This window comes from Halorientalis pallida (assembly GCF_004118325.1).
In the GTDB taxonomy this organism is placed as follows: Archaea; Halobacteriota; Halobacteria; order Halobacteriales; family Haloarculaceae; genus Halorientalis; species Halorientalis pallida.
In genome coordinates, this window is the sequence record NZ_RDFA01000002.1 from 581,060 (window position 1) to 597,652 (window position 16,593).

Annotated in this window: 16 protein-coding genes; 8 read left to right on the forward strand and 8 right to left on the reverse strand. The window is 66.2% G+C overall.

The features are described from left to right. Positions 1 to 16: 16 nt before the first annotated feature. The 3 genes from EAF64_RS08175 to ahaH form a co-directional block, all read right to left on the reverse strand. On the reverse strand, positions 17 to 307 hold the full coding sequence (locus tag EAF64_RS08175; protein ID WP_129068474.1) for a F0F1 ATP synthase subunit C: 291 nt from the start codon (positions 305 to 307) through the stop codon (positions 17 to 19). Positions 308 to 488: 181 nt separating this feature from the next. Then, positions 489 to 2,789 carry a V-type ATP synthase subunit I gene (locus EAF64_RS08180; protein ID WP_129068475.1) on the reverse strand — a complete coding sequence of 767 codons (2,301 nt, stop codon included), beginning with the start codon at positions 2,787 to 2,789 and terminating at the stop codon, positions 489 to 491. Beyond that, complete coding sequence (ahaH, locus tag EAF64_RS08185; protein WP_129068476.1) at positions 2,776 to 3,108, reverse strand: ATP synthase archaeal subunit H; 333 nt, start codon at positions 3,106 to 3,108, stop codon at positions 2,776 to 2,778. The genes EAF64_RS08180 and ahaH overlap by 14 nt, the downstream gene beginning before the upstream one ends. Before the next feature lie 175 nt (positions 3,109 to 3,283). Here ahaH and EAF64_RS08190 point away from each other — a divergent pair, with 175 nt between their 5' ends. Continuing rightward, positions 3,284 to 3,907 (forward strand): methyltransferase domain-containing protein, encoded by a 624-nt coding sequence (locus EAF64_RS08190; RefSeq protein WP_129068477.1) that lies wholly within the window; start codon positions 3,284 to 3,286, stop codon positions 3,905 to 3,907. Positions 3,908 to 3,913: 6 nt separating this feature from the next. On the opposite strand, the gene EAF64_RS08195 is transcribed toward EAF64_RS08190, so the two are convergent. Further along, positions 3,914 to 4,378, reverse strand: a complete 465-nt coding sequence (locus tag EAF64_RS08195) for a type IV pilin (RefSeq protein ID WP_129068478.1) — start codon at positions 4,376 to 4,378, stop codon at positions 3,914 to 3,916. Between the two features lie 27 nt (positions 4,379 to 4,405). Then, positions 4,406 to 5,662 carry a DUF7096 domain-containing protein gene (locus EAF64_RS08200; RefSeq protein WP_129068479.1) on the reverse strand — a complete coding sequence of 419 codons (1,257 nt, stop codon included), beginning with the start codon at positions 5,660 to 5,662 and terminating at the stop codon, positions 4,406 to 4,408. Between the two features lie 192 nt (positions 5,663 to 5,854). On the opposite strand from EAF64_RS08200, the gene EAF64_RS08205 reads away from it, so the two are divergent. The 5 genes from EAF64_RS08205 (at position 5,855) to EAF64_RS08225 (ending at position 11,146) form a co-directional block, all read left to right on the forward strand. Continuing rightward, positions 5,855 to 7,060 (forward strand): helix-turn-helix transcriptional regulator, encoded by a 1,206-nt coding sequence (locus EAF64_RS08205; RefSeq protein ID WP_129068480.1) that lies wholly within the window; start codon positions 5,855 to 5,857, stop codon positions 7,058 to 7,060. A 110-nt stretch (positions 7,061 to 7,170) separates the two neighbouring features. Next, positions 7,171 to 7,965: an electron transfer flavoprotein subunit beta/FixA family protein gene (locus tag EAF64_RS08210; protein ID WP_129068481.1), complete on the forward strand. Its 795-nt coding sequence runs from the start codon at positions 7,171 to 7,173 to the stop codon at positions 7,963 to 7,965. Next, on the forward strand, positions 7,962 to 8,933 hold the full coding sequence (locus EAF64_RS08215) for an electron transfer flavoprotein subunit alpha/FixB family protein (RefSeq protein WP_129068482.1): 972 nt from the start codon (positions 7,962 to 7,964) through the stop codon (positions 8,931 to 8,933). The genes EAF64_RS08210 and EAF64_RS08215 overlap by 4 nt, the downstream gene beginning before the upstream one ends. A 214-nt stretch (positions 8,934 to 9,147) precedes the next feature. Then, the gene (locus EAF64_RS08220; RefSeq protein ID WP_129068483.1) at positions 9,148 to 10,209 is read left to right on the forward strand and encodes a zinc-dependent alcohol dehydrogenase family protein; all 1,062 of its coding nucleotides are present in this window, start codon (positions 9,148 to 9,150) and stop codon (positions 10,207 to 10,209) included. 94 nt (positions 10,210 to 10,303) lie between these two features. After that, entirely contained in the window at positions 10,304 to 11,146 is an 843-nt protein-coding gene (locus EAF64_RS08225) for a polyprenyl synthetase family protein (protein WP_129068484.1), read from the forward strand. Positions 11,147 to 11,260: 114 nt separating this feature from the next. Here the strand turns inward: EAF64_RS08225 and EAF64_RS08230 are convergent, their stop codons facing one another. The 3 genes from EAF64_RS08230 to EAF64_RS08240 all read right to left on the reverse strand — a co-directional run bounded on the left by EAF64_RS08230 (position 11,261) and on the right by EAF64_RS08240 (position 13,263). Continuing rightward, positions 11,261 to 11,509: a type II toxin-antitoxin system HicB family antitoxin gene (locus EAF64_RS08230; protein ID WP_129068485.1), complete on the reverse strand. Its 249-nt coding sequence runs from the start codon at positions 11,507 to 11,509 to the stop codon at positions 11,261 to 11,263. A gap of 84 nt (positions 11,510 to 11,593) precedes the next feature. Further along, positions 11,594 to 12,676, reverse strand: coding sequence for a DUF373 family protein (locus EAF64_RS08235; RefSeq protein WP_129068486.1), 1,083 nt, complete (start codon positions 12,674 to 12,676; stop codon positions 11,594 to 11,596). 41 nt (positions 12,677 to 12,717) lie between these two features. Beyond that, positions 12,718 to 13,263: a phosphate-starvation-inducible PsiE family protein gene (locus tag EAF64_RS08240; RefSeq protein ID WP_129068487.1), complete on the reverse strand. Its 546-nt coding sequence runs from the start codon at positions 13,261 to 13,263 to the stop codon at positions 12,718 to 12,720. A 93-nt stretch (positions 13,264 to 13,356) separates the two neighbouring features. Between EAF64_RS08240 and EAF64_RS08245 the strand changes: the two genes are divergently transcribed. Continuing rightward, positions 13,357 to 14,352, forward strand: a complete 996-nt coding sequence (locus EAF64_RS08245) for a radical SAM protein (RefSeq protein WP_129068488.1) — start codon at positions 13,357 to 13,359, stop codon at positions 14,350 to 14,352. A 112-nt stretch (positions 14,353 to 14,464) separates the two neighbouring features. After that, the gene (locus EAF64_RS08250) at positions 14,465 to 16,408 is read left to right on the forward strand and encodes a methyl-accepting chemotaxis protein (protein WP_129068489.1); all 1,944 of its coding nucleotides are present in this window, start codon (positions 14,465 to 14,467) and stop codon (positions 16,406 to 16,408) included. The last annotated feature ends 185 nt before the right edge of the window (positions 16,409 to 16,593 follow it).

Here is a 16,593-nt window from a genome sequence, read left to right on the forward strand (position 1 = left end):
TAGAAGGGTGGGAGAGTTACTGCGCCGGGACGACGAAGACGACGACCAGTGCCAGAATGACCAGCGTCTCGGGCAGGACCGTGAGGATCAGCCCACGACCGAACATGTCGTCGTCCTCGGCGATCGCGCCGACCGCGGCCGCACCGATGCCACGCTCCGCGAAGCCTGCGCCGAACGCCGCCAGCCCGACTGCGAGGGCGGCTGCAGCCTTGTTGGGGATCGCGGGTGCCTGGTTGATCGTCTGTGCGCCACCTTCCTGCAGAACCGGTCCGAGTGCGGTCAGTACCGCGGTAAGTGTTTCAATCATGATTTGGGTTCCGGGATTCGCTCGTTCCGAACATCCGGATATGGCTCTACGGGCTTCATAAAACTTCCCAAATGCCGTCGTCAGCACGTGAAAACCCGGTGAGAGACAGTCTCACGGTTCCCGACACTAACCGGACGCGGCCGGCCGCGTCACGCTTTCTCGGCAAAAAATGCGCGATCCGTCAGTCTTCGGTCGTGTACTCGCGGTCGTAGCCGAACGGCGAGTACGCGCGACCGCCGCCCTCGTAGAACTTCCCGAAGAACTCCACGTACTCGAGACGCACCGCCTGCAGGCCGGCGCTGGTGACACCCAGCGCCAGCACGAGCAGGTGGCCCACGACGAGGACGAGCAGGCCGACCACGAGCGCCGCGATGCCCATGTGCATCATCCCAGGGAACATCACGTTCGTGACTTCGTGCCCGTGATAGGTCCCCTGTTCGAGCATGTGGGCAGGCGAGTGGCCGATCCCGAAGTGCCAGGCGCCGTCGTCGGTGACGTACACGCCGAAGAACAGGAGGTTGACCACGAAGGCCATCCCCGCCTTGGCCAGCAGGACTGCGGCCAGTCGCGTGTACGACAGGACGTTGACCAGCACGTTCAGGAACTCGACGAACTCGATGGGTTCGGTGTAGGTCAGGAGTCCGAGCCCGACGAAGAACACCGCGAGTCCGGCCAGCCCGACCGTCGGGCTGAAGCCGGTGAAGCCAAGCGGGAGCGGGTTCCCGGCGAAGACGCTCTCGGAACCGTACAGGATCGGCGGCGCGCTACCGAACGCACCGGCGAAGATCCAGGTCCACATCCCGAACATCATCATCAGCCAGGAGCCGCTCTCGCCGAGCGCGTCCATGAAGCCGTGTTCGAGGTTCTCGATGAAGTCGAGCACCCAGCCGATGGCCAGGTGCAGAACGCCAGCCAGCAGGCTCAACACGAGCCAACCCATCGCGTAGCTTCCGTACTTGGGCTGGAGGCCCTTGTGCAGGGGTGACCCGCCCATACCGAGCGCGCCTTCCCACAGATACGACGAGATCAGGTGCAGGCCGAATATCTCACCGTAGAGGATGCCGAAGATCGCGGTGAAGGCACCGGCCCACATGCCGACGCCACCGAGACTCCGAATCACGTCACTGTCGAAACTGCTGTAGAGCCAGTAGCCCAGCCCCATGTAGAGGATCCCGTAGCCAAGATCACCGATCATGAACCCGAAGAAGGCCGGGAACGTCAGGAAGACGAGAACTGTGGGGTCGAACTCGGTGTACTTGGGTCGGTTGATCACCTCGACCAGCGCCTCGAAGGGCTTGGCCGCGCCGGGGTTGTCCTGGATGACCGGCGGGGCGTCGCTGCCCATCGTGACGTTACCGCCATCCGCGACGGTCTCTTTCTCCTGCTCCTGTTCGGCCTCCGCTTCGGCGGGCGACTCGGCCCCGTCGGTCGCGTCGGTACTGACGCTCGCGCCGAGGTCCGTCTCGGTCGCGCCGCCGGCCGCGGGCGGCCCCTCGGTCACGTCTTCGGAGTGGGTCGCGTGCCCCTCGCCGTCGTAGTCGGCCCGTTCGAGTTCTTCGACCTCGACGTGGTCCCCGACGGCGTCGGCGAGCGCGCGTTCGAGGCGCTCGTACTCGTCGGTCGGGAGCCAGCCCTCGGCGACGAAGGCGTTCTCGGTCGTCGCGAAGGAGAGCGGTGCTTCCGACTTCTGTGCCTCGATGGCCAGTGTCTCTTCGGCGGCCAGCAGGAAGCCGGCCACGTCGAGTTTGAGGTCTTCGAGTTCGTCCTCGACCGTGTCGAGCTTGGACTCGAGTTGCTGTTTGCGGTGGTTCAGCTCGGAGATGTACTCCTCGGGACTGCCCTCGGCGTCGGGCACGTCGTACGCCTGGAAGTTGGCTCCGACGAGCAGGTCCTGGACCGAGGCGTCGACCCCCGCTTCGACGGGGTCGGTGGCCTCGGGGTAGACGAAGACGGCGACCGCGTCGCCCTCCGAGAACACCTCGAAGGCGGCGACGCTGTCGTCACCGGCGAGTTCGGCCTCGATGGTTTCGGCGTCGCCCTCGCCCACGCCGACGGCCAGCGAGTCGTAGCCCGTCAGGAGGTCCAGATCGATGCCCAGCGCCGCGAACGGCTCGACGCTGTCGATGCGCTCTTCGACCGTCCGGAGTTCGTCCCGCAACTCCTCGCGACGGTCGTCGAGTTCGTTGACCTCCCCGCGGATGTCCTCGAGTTCGTCGTCGAGGGCCTCCTCGGTCACCAGCCGCGTCGGGCCGGCGTCGGCCTCGTCGACACCGAGGATGGACTTCAGCGAGCGGACGGTGACGAGCTTCTCGGAGGCCTCGTCGCCGCCTTCGGCGGGGGCCCCGGGCTCGAAGCCCTCCCACGCGCCGTCGTAGTCGCTGAGATCGACCAGACGCAGATCGTGCACGGTCTCGACGACCGACTCCATGACCTGTTTGGAGCCGGTCACCGAGACCCGACTCATTTGCTCAGGTCTGAGCATGCACCGCCTCCTCGAACAGATCTGTTACGTGTTCGATCACCTCGTCGCGCTGCGTCTCGGCCTCTTTTTCCAGCTCCTCGCGTTCCTGGTCACCTTCCGCGAGGATCTTCTCACGCTCGGACTCGACCTCGCTGCGAGCGTCTTCGAGGCGCTGTTGGGCCATCTCTTCGGCCTCTTCGCGGGCCTCTTGGCGAATCTCCTCGGCCTCCTCGCGGGCCTCGGCGATCGTCGTTTCGGCCTCCTCGCGGGCCTCGGCGACGATCTCGTCGGCCTCTTGTTCGGTCTCTTTGATCCGATCGAGAACCTCTGGCCTTGGCATTTGAATCATCCGGAGATTACAGAAGCGGCTATATGGTAGTTGCGAAGTTTGCCGCCACAACGTCCATCGTTCGTGGCTATGTGACACGTTCCCGGCCGTTCGGGCCGCTCCGCGCCTCCCATCGGCGGCCGGAAATCCGGGGAATTATCACTCTCAGCCCCCAACCACCGAATCAATGGGAGTCCTCGAGAACAAGTCCCGGGCGCGGCTCTTCTACAAGTACCTCTCAAAGGTGTACGACCAGATCAACCCGTTCATCTGGAACGAGGAGATGCGCACGGCCGCCATCGACCTGCTCGACATCGAGCGCGACGACCGGGTCCTCGACATCGGGTGTGGCACTGGCTTCGCGACCGAGGGACTGCTCGACCGCGTGGACACGGTGTACGGCCTCGACCAGAGTCCTCACCAGCTGGAGAAGGCCTACGAGAAGTTCGGCAAGCGCGACGGTCCCGTGAACTTCCACCTCGGTGACGCCGAGCGACTGCCCTTCCGCGAGAACAGCTTCGACGTGGTCTGGTCGTCGGGCTCCATCGAGTACTGGCCCAACCCCGTCGACGCCCTCGAGGAGTGTCGCCGCGTCGCCAAACCCGGCGGTCAGGTGCTGATCGTCGGTCCCAACTACCCCAACTCGTCGGTGTTCCAGCGACTCGCCGACGCGATCATGCTCTTTTACGACGAGCGCGAGGCCGACCGGATGTTCCGCGAAGCCGGCTTCGTCGACTTCGAACACCATACGATGGGGCCGGATTACAATCCCGAAATCGCGATCACGACGGTCGCGACGGTGCCTGAGTGATCGGGGTCACGCGACCGTCTCTAACTCCGCCAGCTTTTGGCCGTCGAGATAGAGTTCGACGGTCACCTGCGAGCCCGGTTCCAGCGTGGGCTCGTTCGTGCTGGCCAGCCGGAAGTTCGCGCGCTCGCCGGCCTGCCAGTCGCCGGCGGCTGCGGTGTTGAACGGGCCAGTGGGCCCGGACTCGAAGCCGGTAGCGGCGAAGAATGGGACCGGCGGCTGGTGAGTGAGCGGGCGGCCGTCGATCCGAACGCGGACGCGGAGCGCGGACACGGCGACGGTGTCGCCGCCGCGGTGGACGAGGGTGAGCCGGTCCGCGTCGGCGTCGGCACGGAGTTCGAAGGCGGCACGGGTCGGGGCGTCCTCGGGCGGCGCGACGCCGAGGGCGGTCACACCGACGGCGGCGGCTGTGAGGACGGCGACGGCGAGCAACAGGACGACACCGATGATGGAACCGAGCGCGCGGGTCGACACGCTGGTCGGTGGTTCCGGCTTCCTACTTCAACGTCCGGCGGCCACGTTGGTGACGGTGAACGAGACGCGGTCGTCGCCGGCGACGGCTTCGATTTGCGTGGTCGCTTCGGACTGGACCGTCCAGAGACGGCCGTCACTACCGGTTCGACCGACGAACTGGCCGTCGACGCTGATTCGGGCGTCGGCGGGTGTGTCGGCTGCCGTGTTCCGGACCGCGAGTTCCATCGGGCCGGTCGGATACGTCAGGTTCGCCCGGACGCTGAGGTCGGCGCTCTCGTTCTCGGCGGTGGCGGTCTCGGTGGTCGGCAGCGTCGACAGCCGATTCTCCTGGATCTCGAAGAAGATCTCGCCGTTCGAGCCGTCGAGGTACGTCAGGAGGCGGCCGTGTTTGTGGTTGATCGTGACCTGGTAGAGGCTCCCGACCACCGTGTCGATGTCCGAGTACGGGGGTCGCTGGTTCGCCTCGGCCCACGGGTACAGATCGTACACGTACTCGATGGCGTCTCCGAGGTCGCCGTTGAATCGGTCGCTGCCGCCGCGCTGGAACTGGCTGTCGATGTACGTCTCGCGCACGAACTGTCCTTGTGTGCCGCCGGCGACGACGAACGCGTTGTTCGAGGCCGACACCAGGTATCGCCGCGAGTCACGCGTGCCGGCCAGCGAAGCGCCGATGTTGCCCCGCAGATCCGTGTACAACAGTGTGGTCCGCTGTTCGACGTTGTTGAATCGGCTCGAGAGGTCGAACGGGATGACGTAGCCACCCGTGTTTTCGGCAGTTCGCTGGATCTCGACGGCGCTCGACGAGATCGCCCGAGCGCGCGCGTCGGTTTCGGCCAGTCGCCTGAACAGCAGTTCCGTCGAGATACGGCCGTCGTTGAACTGGCGGATGGAGCGTTGCTGGCGCTGGAAGAGCGCCGACGTTCGGTTCTCGAGAACCGCGGCGGCCCGCTGGAGGGCGGTGGTCTTCGCGGAGGTGTTGGGTGCCGTTCTGAACGACTCGATCGCGGTCTGTGTGCTGAGCGACTCCTGGAGGTTGGCGCTGTCGACCGCGACCGTCGCGCCGAAGTCGAGCGTCGCGTTGCCGAACTGGCTGCGCTCGGCCCCGCTGTCTGGGAGCGTGAGATAGTTACTCGCGTTCTGCGCGTCGGCGATCGGGGCGACGGCGTCGACCGCGCCCCGGTCCACCACGGGAGACGATGTTCCAGGAGAGAGGGCGGGCGTGCCGACGGTCACCGTCGCGGTGACGACGAGCACGACCATCAGGACGGGCAGTGAATATCGCATGGCGGGTACCTGCCACATGGAGGTGGGACTACAAAAAACCCGACCGACTCAAGCCGCCGTTTCTCCCGGCTCCTGTTGGCCAGGCTATCTTTCTATCGACGCATGAGCGGCGCTTAGACCTTTCAGAGCCGCTCCTGACGTTTTCTCACCTGATGGAAAGTGTTTTCCCCAAGGCGCGAACAGAGAAGACTAATGTTGACGCGGGCACATGCCGCCCTGCTCGCCTCACTCGCCCTCCTCCTGACCGCAGGTCCGGTGGCGGCCCCGGCGCTCGCCGACGGGGCCGAGGCTCACCAGCCAGCGGTCTCGAGCGGTGCTGCCTCCCTCCAGGCCCAGGACACCGGAATAAACCGGACCGAAACGATCTTCTACGTCGGAATCCGGTCCGACGGTGACGCGGTGTGGACGATCAGGCGGAACTACACGGTCGATACCGAGGCAAAGCGAGTGGCGTTCAGATCGATCGCACAGGACTTCGAGCGTGGTGCCGGATTCGACACGATCGGAGCGGCCCGAACGGCCAGCGAGCAGGCCAGCGCCACCACCGGACGCTCCATGCAGATCACGGACGTGACCCGCCGGAGCAGCATCACCGGCGAGACGGGACAACTCGTCCTCAAGTTCACCTGGACACAGTTCGCGCGGAAATCCGGAACGTACCTCTACGTCGACGACGTGTTCCTCTCGCCCAACGGCACGTGGTTCCCCACGCTGGGGGCGAACCAGACGCTCACCATCGTTCCGCCGCGCTCCTACGACCTATTCAGCGCCTCGCCGCCCGGCTACTCGGTGACCAACGCGTCGCTCCGCTGGGAGGGCGATCAGGACGGCACCTTCGAGGTCAGCCAGCCGTCGGTCGTCTACGAACGGAGCGGGAACGGTACGTCGCCCACCAACACCACGACCGGGGCACAGCCGGGCGGCGTCCCCCCGCTGTTGCTCGTCGGCCTCCCGATCCTGCTCGTCGCCGGGGTGATCGCGTATCTACTCGCGACGCGGGGCGTCGACGTGCCGTCGCCGGCCTCCCCGACCGGCGGTGGTGACGACGGCGGCGACGGTGACGATCCGCCTGCGGCGACGGCAGAGACCACTGCGTCGACGACGGACGGCGGGACCGCGGCCACGGCCGCAGAGGCCGACGACGAAGAGATCGACGAGGAACTGCTGAGCGACGAGGAACGGATCGAGCGCCTGCTCGAACGGAACGGCGGGCGCATGAAACAGGCCAACATCGTAAAAGAGACGGACTGGTCGAACGCCAAGGTGTCCCAGTTGCTATCCTCGATGGACGACGAGGGTCGTATCGACAAACTCCGGATCGGCCGGGAGAATCTCATCTCGTTCCCCGACGAGGATATCACGGACACGAACGGCGAGGAGCCGGAAAACGGCCGATAGACCGATCCAGTTCTCGCGATCACCGCGGTCCGGTTGACGAATGAACAGTTTGTCGCGGTTCCGGCGTTCGGAAACGTTTAACGGTGAGTAATCCACAGGTTCGGGTGAGCATGAAGATTCTCGTAACGGTAAAGGAGGTGGCGGAAGTCGAGGACGAGTTCGAGATCTCCGGCGACGACATCGCCGAGCAGTATCTCGAATACGACCTCAACGAATGGGACGACTACGCCGTCGAGGAAGCCGTCCAGATCAGCGAGGAAGCGGAAGACGTGGAAGTCGTCACGGCGACGATCGGTCCGGAGCGCGCCGAGGAGACCATCCGGATGGCGCTGGCGAAGGGTGCCGACCGTGCGGTCCGCGTGTGGGACGACGACATCGAGTCCGCGAGCTACCTCGACGTCGAGGCCAAGGCCGAGCTGCTGGCCGCCGTCGTCGAAGAGGAAGACCCCGATCTGGTCCTGACCGGTGTCCAGGCCGGTGACGAGTCCAACGGCGCGACGGGCGTCACACTGGCCGAAAAGATCGGCTTCGAGTGGGCCGCGGTCGTCAACCAGCTCGACCTCGACATCGAGGGTGGCGTCGCGAACGTCCACCGCGAACTGGAGGGCGGCGTCGAGGAGCTCACCGAGGTCGAGAGCCCCGCCGTGCTGACGATCCAGTCCGGGATCAACGAGCCCCGCTACGCGAGCCTGCGCGGCATCCGCCAGGCCCAGAGCAAGCCGCTCGACGTCCAGACGCTGGACGACATCGGCCTCGACGCCGACGTCCTCGAGAGCCCACTGGCCCAGACCGATCTGTACGAGCCCGAGTCCGAGGGCGACGCGACGGTCTGGAACGGTGACGCCGAGGAGACGGCCGGGCAGCTGGCCGAATTCCTCCGCGACAAGGGGGTGGTCGAGGGATGAGCGACGTTCTCGCTATCACCGAGCACCGCCGTGGTGAACTGCGCGACGTGAGCCTCGAGATGGTCACGGCCGGCCGCGACCTGGCCGACCAGACCGGCGGCGACCTGCACCTGGCCGTCATCAGCGGCGACGTCGACGACTACGCTTCCCAGGTCAACCGCGAGGGTGTCGACGCCATCCACACCGTCGAGTACGGTGAGGAGTTCAACCACGACGTCTACACGCAGGCCATCGAGGAACTCTACGCAGAACTCGACCCGCAGTACCTGCTGGCCCCCAACTCGGTCAACGGGATGGACTACGCTCCGGCCGTCGCCGAGGGCCTCAGTCTGCCCCTGGTGACCGACGCCGTCGACCTCGCGGAAGACGACGGGCTCACCGTCACTCGTGAACAGTACGGTGGCAAGGTCGAGACGACCATCGACGTCGAGGAAGCTCACGCCGCCGTGACGATCCGGCCGGCCGAGTGGCCTCAGGCCGAAGGTGACGGCGACGCCGCCGTCGAGGCGTTCGACGCCGACATCGACGAGAGCGAGATCCAGTCCACCGTCACCGGCTTCGAGGAAGTCGCCGGCGGCGACGTCGACATCAGCGAGGCGGACTTCCTGATCTCCGTCGGCCGTGGGATCGACGAGGAGGCGAACATCCCGCTGATCGAGGCACTGGTCGAGGCGACCGACGCCACCCTCTCGTCGTCCCGTCCGATCGTCGACAACGGCTGGCTGCCCGCCAACCGGCAGGTCGGCCAGTCCGGGAAGGTCGTCACGCCCGACGTGTACATCGCCATCGGGATCTCCGGGGCCGTCCAGCACGTCGCCGGAATGAAGGGCGCAGACACCATCGTCGCGATCAACACCGACCCCAACGCACCCATCTGGGACCTCGCCGACTACGGCATCGAAGACGATCTCTTCGAGGTCGTGCCGGCCCTCATCGAGGAGTTCGGCGGCGAAGTACCGGACGTGTAAGTCGGAAAGTCCACTTCGTTTTTGACGGTCGCGAACGGAGTGAGCGACCGCTTTTTCGCCACCGGAAGCCGCGTTGCGTCCTTCGAGCCCCCGCTCGCTACGCTCGCGGGGACCACGTTTGTGCGCCGAGTGGTTGCGAGTAGTGCGAGCCACCCGAGGCGCACAAACGTGGGCGTCAACACTTATCCCCGGACCGCTCGACGATGCTAACGATATGCGCGCAGCAGTCATCGAGGAGCACGGGGAGCCACTGGCTATCGAAGACGTGGACGCGCCGGAACCGGACCCCCACGGGGTCGTCGTCGAGACGGAAGCCTGCGGGATCTGTCGGAGCGACTGGCACGTCTGGCAGGGTGACTGGGACTGGCTGGGGATCGATGCCGGTGCAGGACAGATCCTCGGCCACGAGCCGGCTGGCACCGTAATCGCGGTCGGCGAGGGGGTCGAACAGGTCCGGGAAGGCGATCACATCGCGATCCCGTTCAGCCTGGGCGACGGCACCTGTCCGGAGTGCCAGTCGGGCCACTCGAACACCTGCGACAACGGCATTCCGCTGGGCTTCGTCGAGCAGGCCCAGGGTGCGTTCGCCGAGCAGGTCCACGTCCCCTTCGCCGACTTCAACGCGGTCCAGTTGCCCGACGGCGTCACGTCGGTCGACATGGCGGGACTGGGCTGTCGGTTCATGACCTCGTTCCACGGGCTGGCTCACCGCGCCGACGTGGGCGCGGGCGACTGGGTGGCCGTCCACGGTTGTGGTGGCGTGGGGCTCTCGGCGGTCCACATCGCGGACGCGCTGGGGGCGAACGTGGTCGCGGTCGACCTGAAAGACGACAAGCTACGCCAGGCCGAAGAGCTGGGGGCGGTCGAGACGATCAACGCGGCTGAGACGGAACGCGTCCCCAAAGAGATCAAGGGGCTCACCGACGGCGGGGCGGCGGTCAGCGTCGACGCCCTCGGCGTGGCCGAGACGAGCCGGAACTCGGTGCTGAGTCTCGGGAACCGGGGCCAGCACCTCCAGATCGGGCTGACGACGGAGGAAGAGCGGGGGTCGATCGCCCAGCCGACAGACGCGATGGTGATGCAGGAGATCGAGTTCCTCGGGTCCTACGGGATGCCGGTGTCGCGGTACGACGAGATCTTCCGGATGGTCGCGACGGGCAAGATCGATCCGAGCGCGGTGGTCTCGGAGACCGTGGGACTCGAAGCCGTCTCGGACAAGCTGGCGGCGATGACGGACTTCGAGACGGACGGGATTCCGGTCGTGGACTCGTTCTGAGCGGGCGTGGCGAGGCCGACTGGGAGCGATCGGTGGGCGGCGCCGACACGTCGGTTCGTCAGCCTCATTGGGCCCTGGTCCTAAGCGGGCGGTAATGGAGTATCTGGAGCGCCGACGGGCGCGCGTCGAGGAGCGGCTGGAGGCGGTCCTCGACGGTGTCGAGCCGACGGAGCTGGCCGACGAGTTGGGCCACGTCACGCTCTCGGGCGGGAAGCGCGTCCGCCCGACGGTGACGGTGCTTGTCTGTGAAACGCTGGGCGGTGACCCGGCGGATGCGGTCGATTTCGCCGTGGGCATCGAACTGGTCCACAACGCCTCGCTGGTGATCGACGACATCATCGACGACTCGGAGGTCCGGCGGGGCGTCCCGAGCGCGTGGTCCGAATTCGGCTTCGGCCCGGCGATCATCGCCTCGGACGGCCTGCTCGGGGAGGCGTTCGCCCTGTTTTCCAGCGACGAACGGGCGATGCAGGCGGTCTCGGAGTCGATGGTCGAACTCGGCGAGGGGGAGGCGACGGAACTGGTCGCCCAACCGGAAAACGAGGACGAGTACATGGAGCTGGCTCGCCGGAAGACGGGGGCGCTGTTCCGCGCTGCCGCCGAGTTGGGCGCTATCGCGGCCGACGCCGACGCCTACACGGTCGAGGCGTTCGGGCAGTACGCCGAGCGTGTCGGAATCGCCTTCCAGATGCGCGACGACGTGCTGGACGCGACCGCCGAGGCCGACGACCTGGGGAAGCCGACGGGTCACGACGCGGAGATGGACCGCCCGTCGCTCGTGCAGGTGACCGATCTCACGCCCGAGGAGGCGAACGAGCGCGCTCGCGAGATGTCCGACGAGGCGCTGGCGTCGCTGTCGACGGTCGACGCCGAGGACTCCGAGGCGCTGGCGTATCTGGAGGATCTGGCGGAGTTCGTGGTTGTCCGTGAGCGGTGAACGAAGTGAGCCGCGACGCAGTGAGAGACCGATAACCGCGGCTCTCCTGCCGTCGAGCCGCGCTGCTCGCGGTTCCACTGCTCGATTTTTCGGGGGCCGCTTTGCTCGCCCTCCCTACTGCATGAAGTCCGGGAGATCCCGGGGGTCTGTCACGTCGGCCGGGTCGATTCCGTGGTCTTCGAGGTAGGCGACTTCGTCGCCGATGGCCGTGCCGTCGTCGTCGGTGTAGAGGGCGACGGCTTCGTCGAGGACTTCCAGGGCTTGCTGGCGGGTTTCGCCCTGGGTGGCGACGCTGGTTTCGACGTCGACCGCGGACCACTGGCCGTCGGCTTCTTCGATGAGACGGATCTCCCGGCTAGACATACGACGGCCTACGACCGTAGGTGGAATAAGCGTTCTGTCGAACTCGACCGTGGTCACGCCGCCGGGTGATTTCGGGGCGACGGCTCAGGCTGGCGGTCGGTTCTTTCGGACGCGTGACTCGACGACGGCGAAGGCGAGTGTACTGACGAGGCCGAGGATGGTGCCGCCGGTGAGCGTCGCCGCGAGGAAGGACAGGGTGACGAGATCGAGGAAGTAGGCGCTCATGCCGTAGAGGACGGCGGAGATTGCGACGACGTAGAACGGGGCGTTGAGGTAGTGCCACTCGAACTCGCCGGCGAGGTACTCGTCGGTGACGCGGCCCAGACTGGAGGTGATGCCGGCGGCGGCGAACCAGCGGACGGCGCCGATCACGAGCGCCGCCAGCACTTCGAGTGCGCCCAGCGTCCCGCGGCTGGTCTGGGCGGCTTCGAGCGACTGGACGCCCTCGAGGCCGCCGATGAGCAGGAGTGCGGCGGCGACTACGGAGGTGATGAGCGTCACGCGGCCGGCGTAGAACACCGACCGGAGGCGGTCGATGGCGGAATCGAGCGCTCGCTCGACGCCGAGACCGCGGCCGAGGATGTAGAGGCCGAGCAGGCCCGACGTGATGCCGAACACCGCGCCGGGCAGGCCCAGCTGGTCGGCGATGATCGCCAGCGGATAGATCAACAGCAGGATGCCGAGGGGGACGAGGATGGTCCCGCGGGTCTCGGGGTCGTCCAGCACCTGCTTGATGGTGTAGTACATCGATTCGAGGTCCTGTGCCTGGCGGACGACGACGCGCTGGACGCCGTCGATGTAGACCCGCGACCGGATGACGGGGACGACGCTCTCGTCCTGTGCGCCGTCGGTGACGACGATGGCGCGCACGTCGTCGCTGGCGGAGATGCTCGCCAGCACCGTGTCGACTTCCTCGCCCACCTTGCGGTTTGCCGCCACGTCCTTGCCGTCGACACCGGTCACTGCGGCGACCTCGACGTCCTCGTCGTCGATCTCCGTCTGGATGTGGAGGCCCTCGAAGAGGACGTTGACGTCGGAGTCCTCGGGGTCCGCGGTCGCGAGCGCCACGGCGGCCTCTTCGACGGCGTCCCGACCGATCACCGGGGTGTCCATCCCGGTCTTGCGCCCGAGGTCGTCGTCGAGGTCCACACACAGGACCAGCAGCATCACTCGTCACTTCGCCGCTGTGGCTTAACAGCTTTTGGGCATCAGTACTCGGCCGGCTCGTCGTGGCGGCCGCCGACGTACTGGTAACTGACGTACAGCAGGAGGGCCAGCGCGACGGTCAGGATGCCGTAGGCGACAGCGACCAGCAACGCGTCGGTCTTGTTCCCGTACTCGCTGGCGCGGTAGACGATGGCCTTCCGGACCAGCGCGATGACGCCAGTGAAGATGACCAGCCGGAGGATGCGTGCGGTCTCGTCCGAGCGCGCGTAGGCGATCACCGTATTGTACACCTCGACGATGATGAAAAGCAGGAGCGCGGTGTCGATGAACCCGATGACGACGAGCGGGTCGCTGATGTCGCCCGACTGGATCTCCATGAAAATCTGCAACCCGAGGTCGAACACGCCGATGGCGAACAGCACGACGAGGACGAATCCGGCGACGAGTTCGACCCACTGCATCACTTGCTCGGAGAAGACGACAGTGCGCTCGACCCGCTCGGACAACCCGCTCGAGGATCGCGGTGGGTTACTCTCGTCCGCCGCTCCGTTCTCCCCGGTCCCGTCTTCTGCCGAGCCCTCGCTCATACCATCGTTAGTGACTCGGTCACAATCGGTCTTCGGTCGACCCGTCGCGTTTCGCACGGCTTTTCCCCTTCGACGGGAAAAGATGGGTAACCGATGATCTCGAAGGGCTGTGAACAGTGCGCCGAGGGCGGCAAGCTCGTCCTCTTCGTCTACGGCTACTGCGACCAGCGCGACTGTTTCTACTGCCCGCTGGGGGAGAACCGCAAGAACGTCACCGACGTGTACGCCAACGAGCGGCTCGTCGAGGACGATCAGGACGTGATCGAGGAAGCCGAGCGAATGGACGCGCTCGGTGCCTCGATCACCGGCGGCGAACCCCAGGAAGCGATGGCGCGGACCACACGCTATCTCTCCCTGCTGAAAGACGAGTACGGCGAAGACTTCCACACCCACCTCTACACCGGTATCACGGGCGGTCGGGAGAACATGCGCCGCCTGAGCGAGGCCGGCCTCGACGAGATTCGTTTCCATCCGCCGTTCGAGCAGTGGGGCGATTTGCACGGGACCGAGTGGGAAGAGATCCTCTACATCGCCCGCGAGGAGGGCCTGACGCCCGCGTTCGAGATCCCTGGTATCCGCCCCGAGACGGAGTTCCTCGACTTCCTGGAGGAGGGTGCGGCCGACTTCTGTAACATCAACGAGTTCGAGATGTCCGACGGCAACTACCGCCGGATGCAGGAGAAAGGCTACGAGCGAAAAGAGGGCCACATGAGCGCCGTCGAGAACTCCCGCGAGGAGATCCTGGAGGTCATGGGCGACCACGAGAAGGTGTACTTCTGTACCTCCGTGTTCAAAGACGCTGCCCAGCACCGCCGGCGACTCAAGCGGATGGCCCGCACGATCCGCCGGCCGTTCGACGAGGTGACCGACGACGGCACGCTCGTCTACGGGAAGACCTGGGCCGAGCCCGAACGCTTCGAGGCCCTGGGCGTCCCCGAAGAGTACTACACGGTCAAGTCCGACCACGTCGAGGTGGCGTGGTGGTTGCTGGAGGAGATGATCGCGGACGGCGACCTCGACGAGGGTGAGATCGTCGAGCAGTATCCGAGCTACGACGGGCAGGTCGTGGAGCGAACGCCCGTTGCCTGACGCGAGCGACCGGCGGACGGAGCGTGGTATCGTGTTTGCGTCCCTGAACGATCGTTATCAACGCTGAGTTCTCCGGCCAAAGGTTCAAACGCTCATTCGTGCAGGTAGAGGTATGTCAGGGGCAGCCGGTACAGCCGGGACGAGTGCGTCGGGTGACGAGGGTCTCCGGGACGCGCTCGCGGCGTTCGTGTCGTACATTCCGAACGGGACGACGATTCCCAAGGAGACGTGGCGGGCGCGCCACCGGAACGTGATCGCCGCGACGTTGTTACAGCTACCGCTGTGGTTCCTGCTGGGCATCTACAGCGGCACGACGCCGATCGCGGAGGCGCGCATTCCGGCGACGCCGCTTCCGTTGATTCTGCTGGAGATCGGGATCGTCTTCGGGCTCGCGGCGGCGGCCTGGGCCGGCCCGTTCTCGCGGCGCGTCCGGACCGCACTGTCGATCACCGCACTCCTCGCCTCGTCGGCGGTCCTCGTGCAGTTCTCCGGCGGGTACATCGAGGCGCATTTCCACTTTTTCGTCGCGATGGCCGTCATCGCCGTCTACGAGGACTGGCTCCCGTTCGCGCTCGGACTCGGGTACGTCGTCTTCACCCATGGCGTGTTCGGGACCATCGAGGCCAGCCGCGTGTACAACCACACGGCCGCGATCAACAACCCGTGGGTCTGGGGGCTCATCCACGGGATCTTCGTGCTCTTTCTGGCGCTCGCGCTGCTGTCGAACTGGGTGTCGACCGAACGATCCCGCGAGGAGGCGCGCGAACAGTTGTCACAGGCCCGGGACCGCGCCCAGCAGATCGACGATCTTGAGGCCAAGCAGGCCGAGATCGAACGGAAGCGCGAGGAGGCCGAGCAGGCACGGGCCGAGGCCGAAGACAAGATGGCCGAGGTTCGCGAGCGCAACGAACGGCTCGAACGGGTCGCCGACCGCTACCGGAGTCAGATGGATCGGGCGGCGAACGGCGACCTGAGCGTCCGCGTCGAGGTGGACGACGAGAACGAGGCGATGGGCGAGATCGGGACGGCGTTCAACGAGATGCTCACCGAACTCGAGTCGACCGTCGACGAGATCCAGACGTTCGCCGACGAGGTCGCGACGGAGAGCGACCAGGTCTCCACGGAGGCCGCCGAGGCACGGACCGCTTCGGAGTCGCTCACCGAGTCCGTCCAGCGGATCACGACGGCGACCGACCAGCAGCGCGAGAAACTCGAAGCCACGGCCGACGAGATGACCGACCTGTCGGCGACCATCGAGGAGGTGGCCGCCTCGGCCGAGACCGTCGCCGAGAGTTCACAGTCGACGGCCGACGTGGCGGACCGGGGCGAGCAGACTGCCCACCGCGCTCGCGAGCAGGCCCAGAACGTTCGGGCGGCTATCGAGACGACCGTCGAGCGTGTCGAGTCGCTGGACGAGCAGATGGACGAGATCGGCGAGATCGTCGAGTTGATCGGCGACATCGCCGAGCAGACGAACATGCTGGCGCTGAACGCCAACATCGAGGCGGCCCGCGCCGGGGACGGCGGCGGGGACGCCGGCGAGGGCTTCGCCGTCGTCGCGAACGAAGTGAAGAACCTCGCGGAGGAGACGCGATCGGCGGCGGGCGACATCGAAGGGCTCATCGAGGGCACCCGGGCGGAGAGTCGGGAAGCGGTCGAGAAGGCCCAGGAGGCCGAATCGAGCGTCCTCGAGGGGATCGATGCGATCAACGATGCCGTGGCGGCGTTCGAGGACGTCTCGGCGAACGCCGCCGAAACCGACAGCGGCGTCCAGGAGATCAGCGACACGGTCGACGAGCAGGCGGCGTCCACGGAGGAAGCAGTCGCGATGATCGACGAAGTGACGGATCTGAGCCGCGAGACTGCCGAGGAGACGGATACGGTGTCGTCGGTCGCCCAGGAACAGTCGGCGTCGATCTCGGAGGTCGACACCGCCATCTCGACGCTGCGGACCCGGGCCGAGGATCTGCAGTCGCTGCTGTCGGAGTTCACGGTCCAGCCGGGGAGTCGAGACGTGACAGGGTCGAAACCTGCGGTCGGTGACGGTGGGCGATAAACTATCCGGACGCTCGCGCTGCTCGCGTCCGGTGAACCGGCGCGCGGAACGCGCCGGATGCTTGTTCGGTACAGAGGGTGAGTTTAGCAAACAAATCAGACCAGAATACACCCTCTCGGAGAGATGGGCCCCGTGGCTTCAGCGATACTCGCGTCGAATCACTGCTTGCTGATACCCAATATAAA

Excerpts from the sequence above, each read along its gene's own strand:
- EAF64_RS08215 (WP_129068482.1), top strand. The coding sequence starts at position 7,962 with ATGAGCGACGTTCTCGCTATCACCGAGCACCGCCGTGGTGAACTGCGC.
- EAF64_RS08230 (WP_129068485.1), bottom strand. The coding sequence starts at position 11,509 with ATGTCTAGCCGGGAGATCCGTCTCATCGAAGAAGCCGACGGCCAGTGG.
- EAF64_RS08175 (WP_129068474.1), bottom strand. The coding sequence starts at position 307 with ATGATTGAAACACTTACCGCGGTACTGACCGCACTCGGACCGGTTCTG.
- EAF64_RS08205 (WP_129068480.1), top strand. The coding sequence starts at position 5,855 with ATGTTGACGCGGGCACATGCCGCCCTGCTCGCCTCACTCGCCCTCCTC.
- EAF64_RS08245 (WP_129068488.1), top strand. The coding sequence starts at position 13,357 with ATGATCTCGAAGGGCTGTGAACAGTGCGCCGAGGGCGGCAAGCTCGTC.
- EAF64_RS08190 (WP_129068477.1), top strand. The coding sequence starts at position 3,284 with ATGGGAGTCCTCGAGAACAAGTCCCGGGCGCGGCTCTTCTACAAGTAC.
- EAF64_RS08180 (WP_129068475.1), bottom strand. The coding sequence starts at position 2,789 with ATGCTCAGACCTGAGCAAATGAGTCGGGTCTCGGTGACCGGCTCCAAA.
- EAF64_RS08225 (WP_129068484.1), top strand. The coding sequence starts at position 10,304 with ATGGAGTATCTGGAGCGCCGACGGGCGCGCGTCGAGGAGCGGCTGGAG.
- EAF64_RS08200 (WP_129068479.1), bottom strand. The coding sequence starts at position 5,662 with ATGCGATATTCACTGCCCGTCCTGATGGTCGTGCTCGTCGTCACCGCG.
- ahaH (WP_129068476.1), bottom strand. The coding sequence starts at position 3,108 with ATGCCAAGGCCAGAGGTTCTCGATCGGATCAAAGAGACCGAACAAGAG.
- EAF64_RS08235 (WP_129068486.1), bottom strand. The coding sequence starts at position 12,676 with ATGCTGCTGGTCCTGTGTGTGGACCTCGACGACGACCTCGGGCGCAAG.
- EAF64_RS08250 (WP_129068489.1), top strand. The coding sequence starts at position 14,465 with ATGTCAGGGGCAGCCGGTACAGCCGGGACGAGTGCGTCGGGTGACGAG.
- EAF64_RS08240 (WP_129068487.1), bottom strand. The coding sequence starts at position 13,263 with ATGAGCGAGGGCTCGGCAGAAGACGGGACCGGGGAGAACGGAGCGGCG.
- EAF64_RS08210 (WP_129068481.1), top strand. The coding sequence starts at position 7,171 with ATGAAGATTCTCGTAACGGTAAAGGAGGTGGCGGAAGTCGAGGACGAG.
- EAF64_RS08220 (WP_129068483.1), top strand. The coding sequence starts at position 9,148 with ATGCGCGCAGCAGTCATCGAGGAGCACGGGGAGCCACTGGCTATCGAA.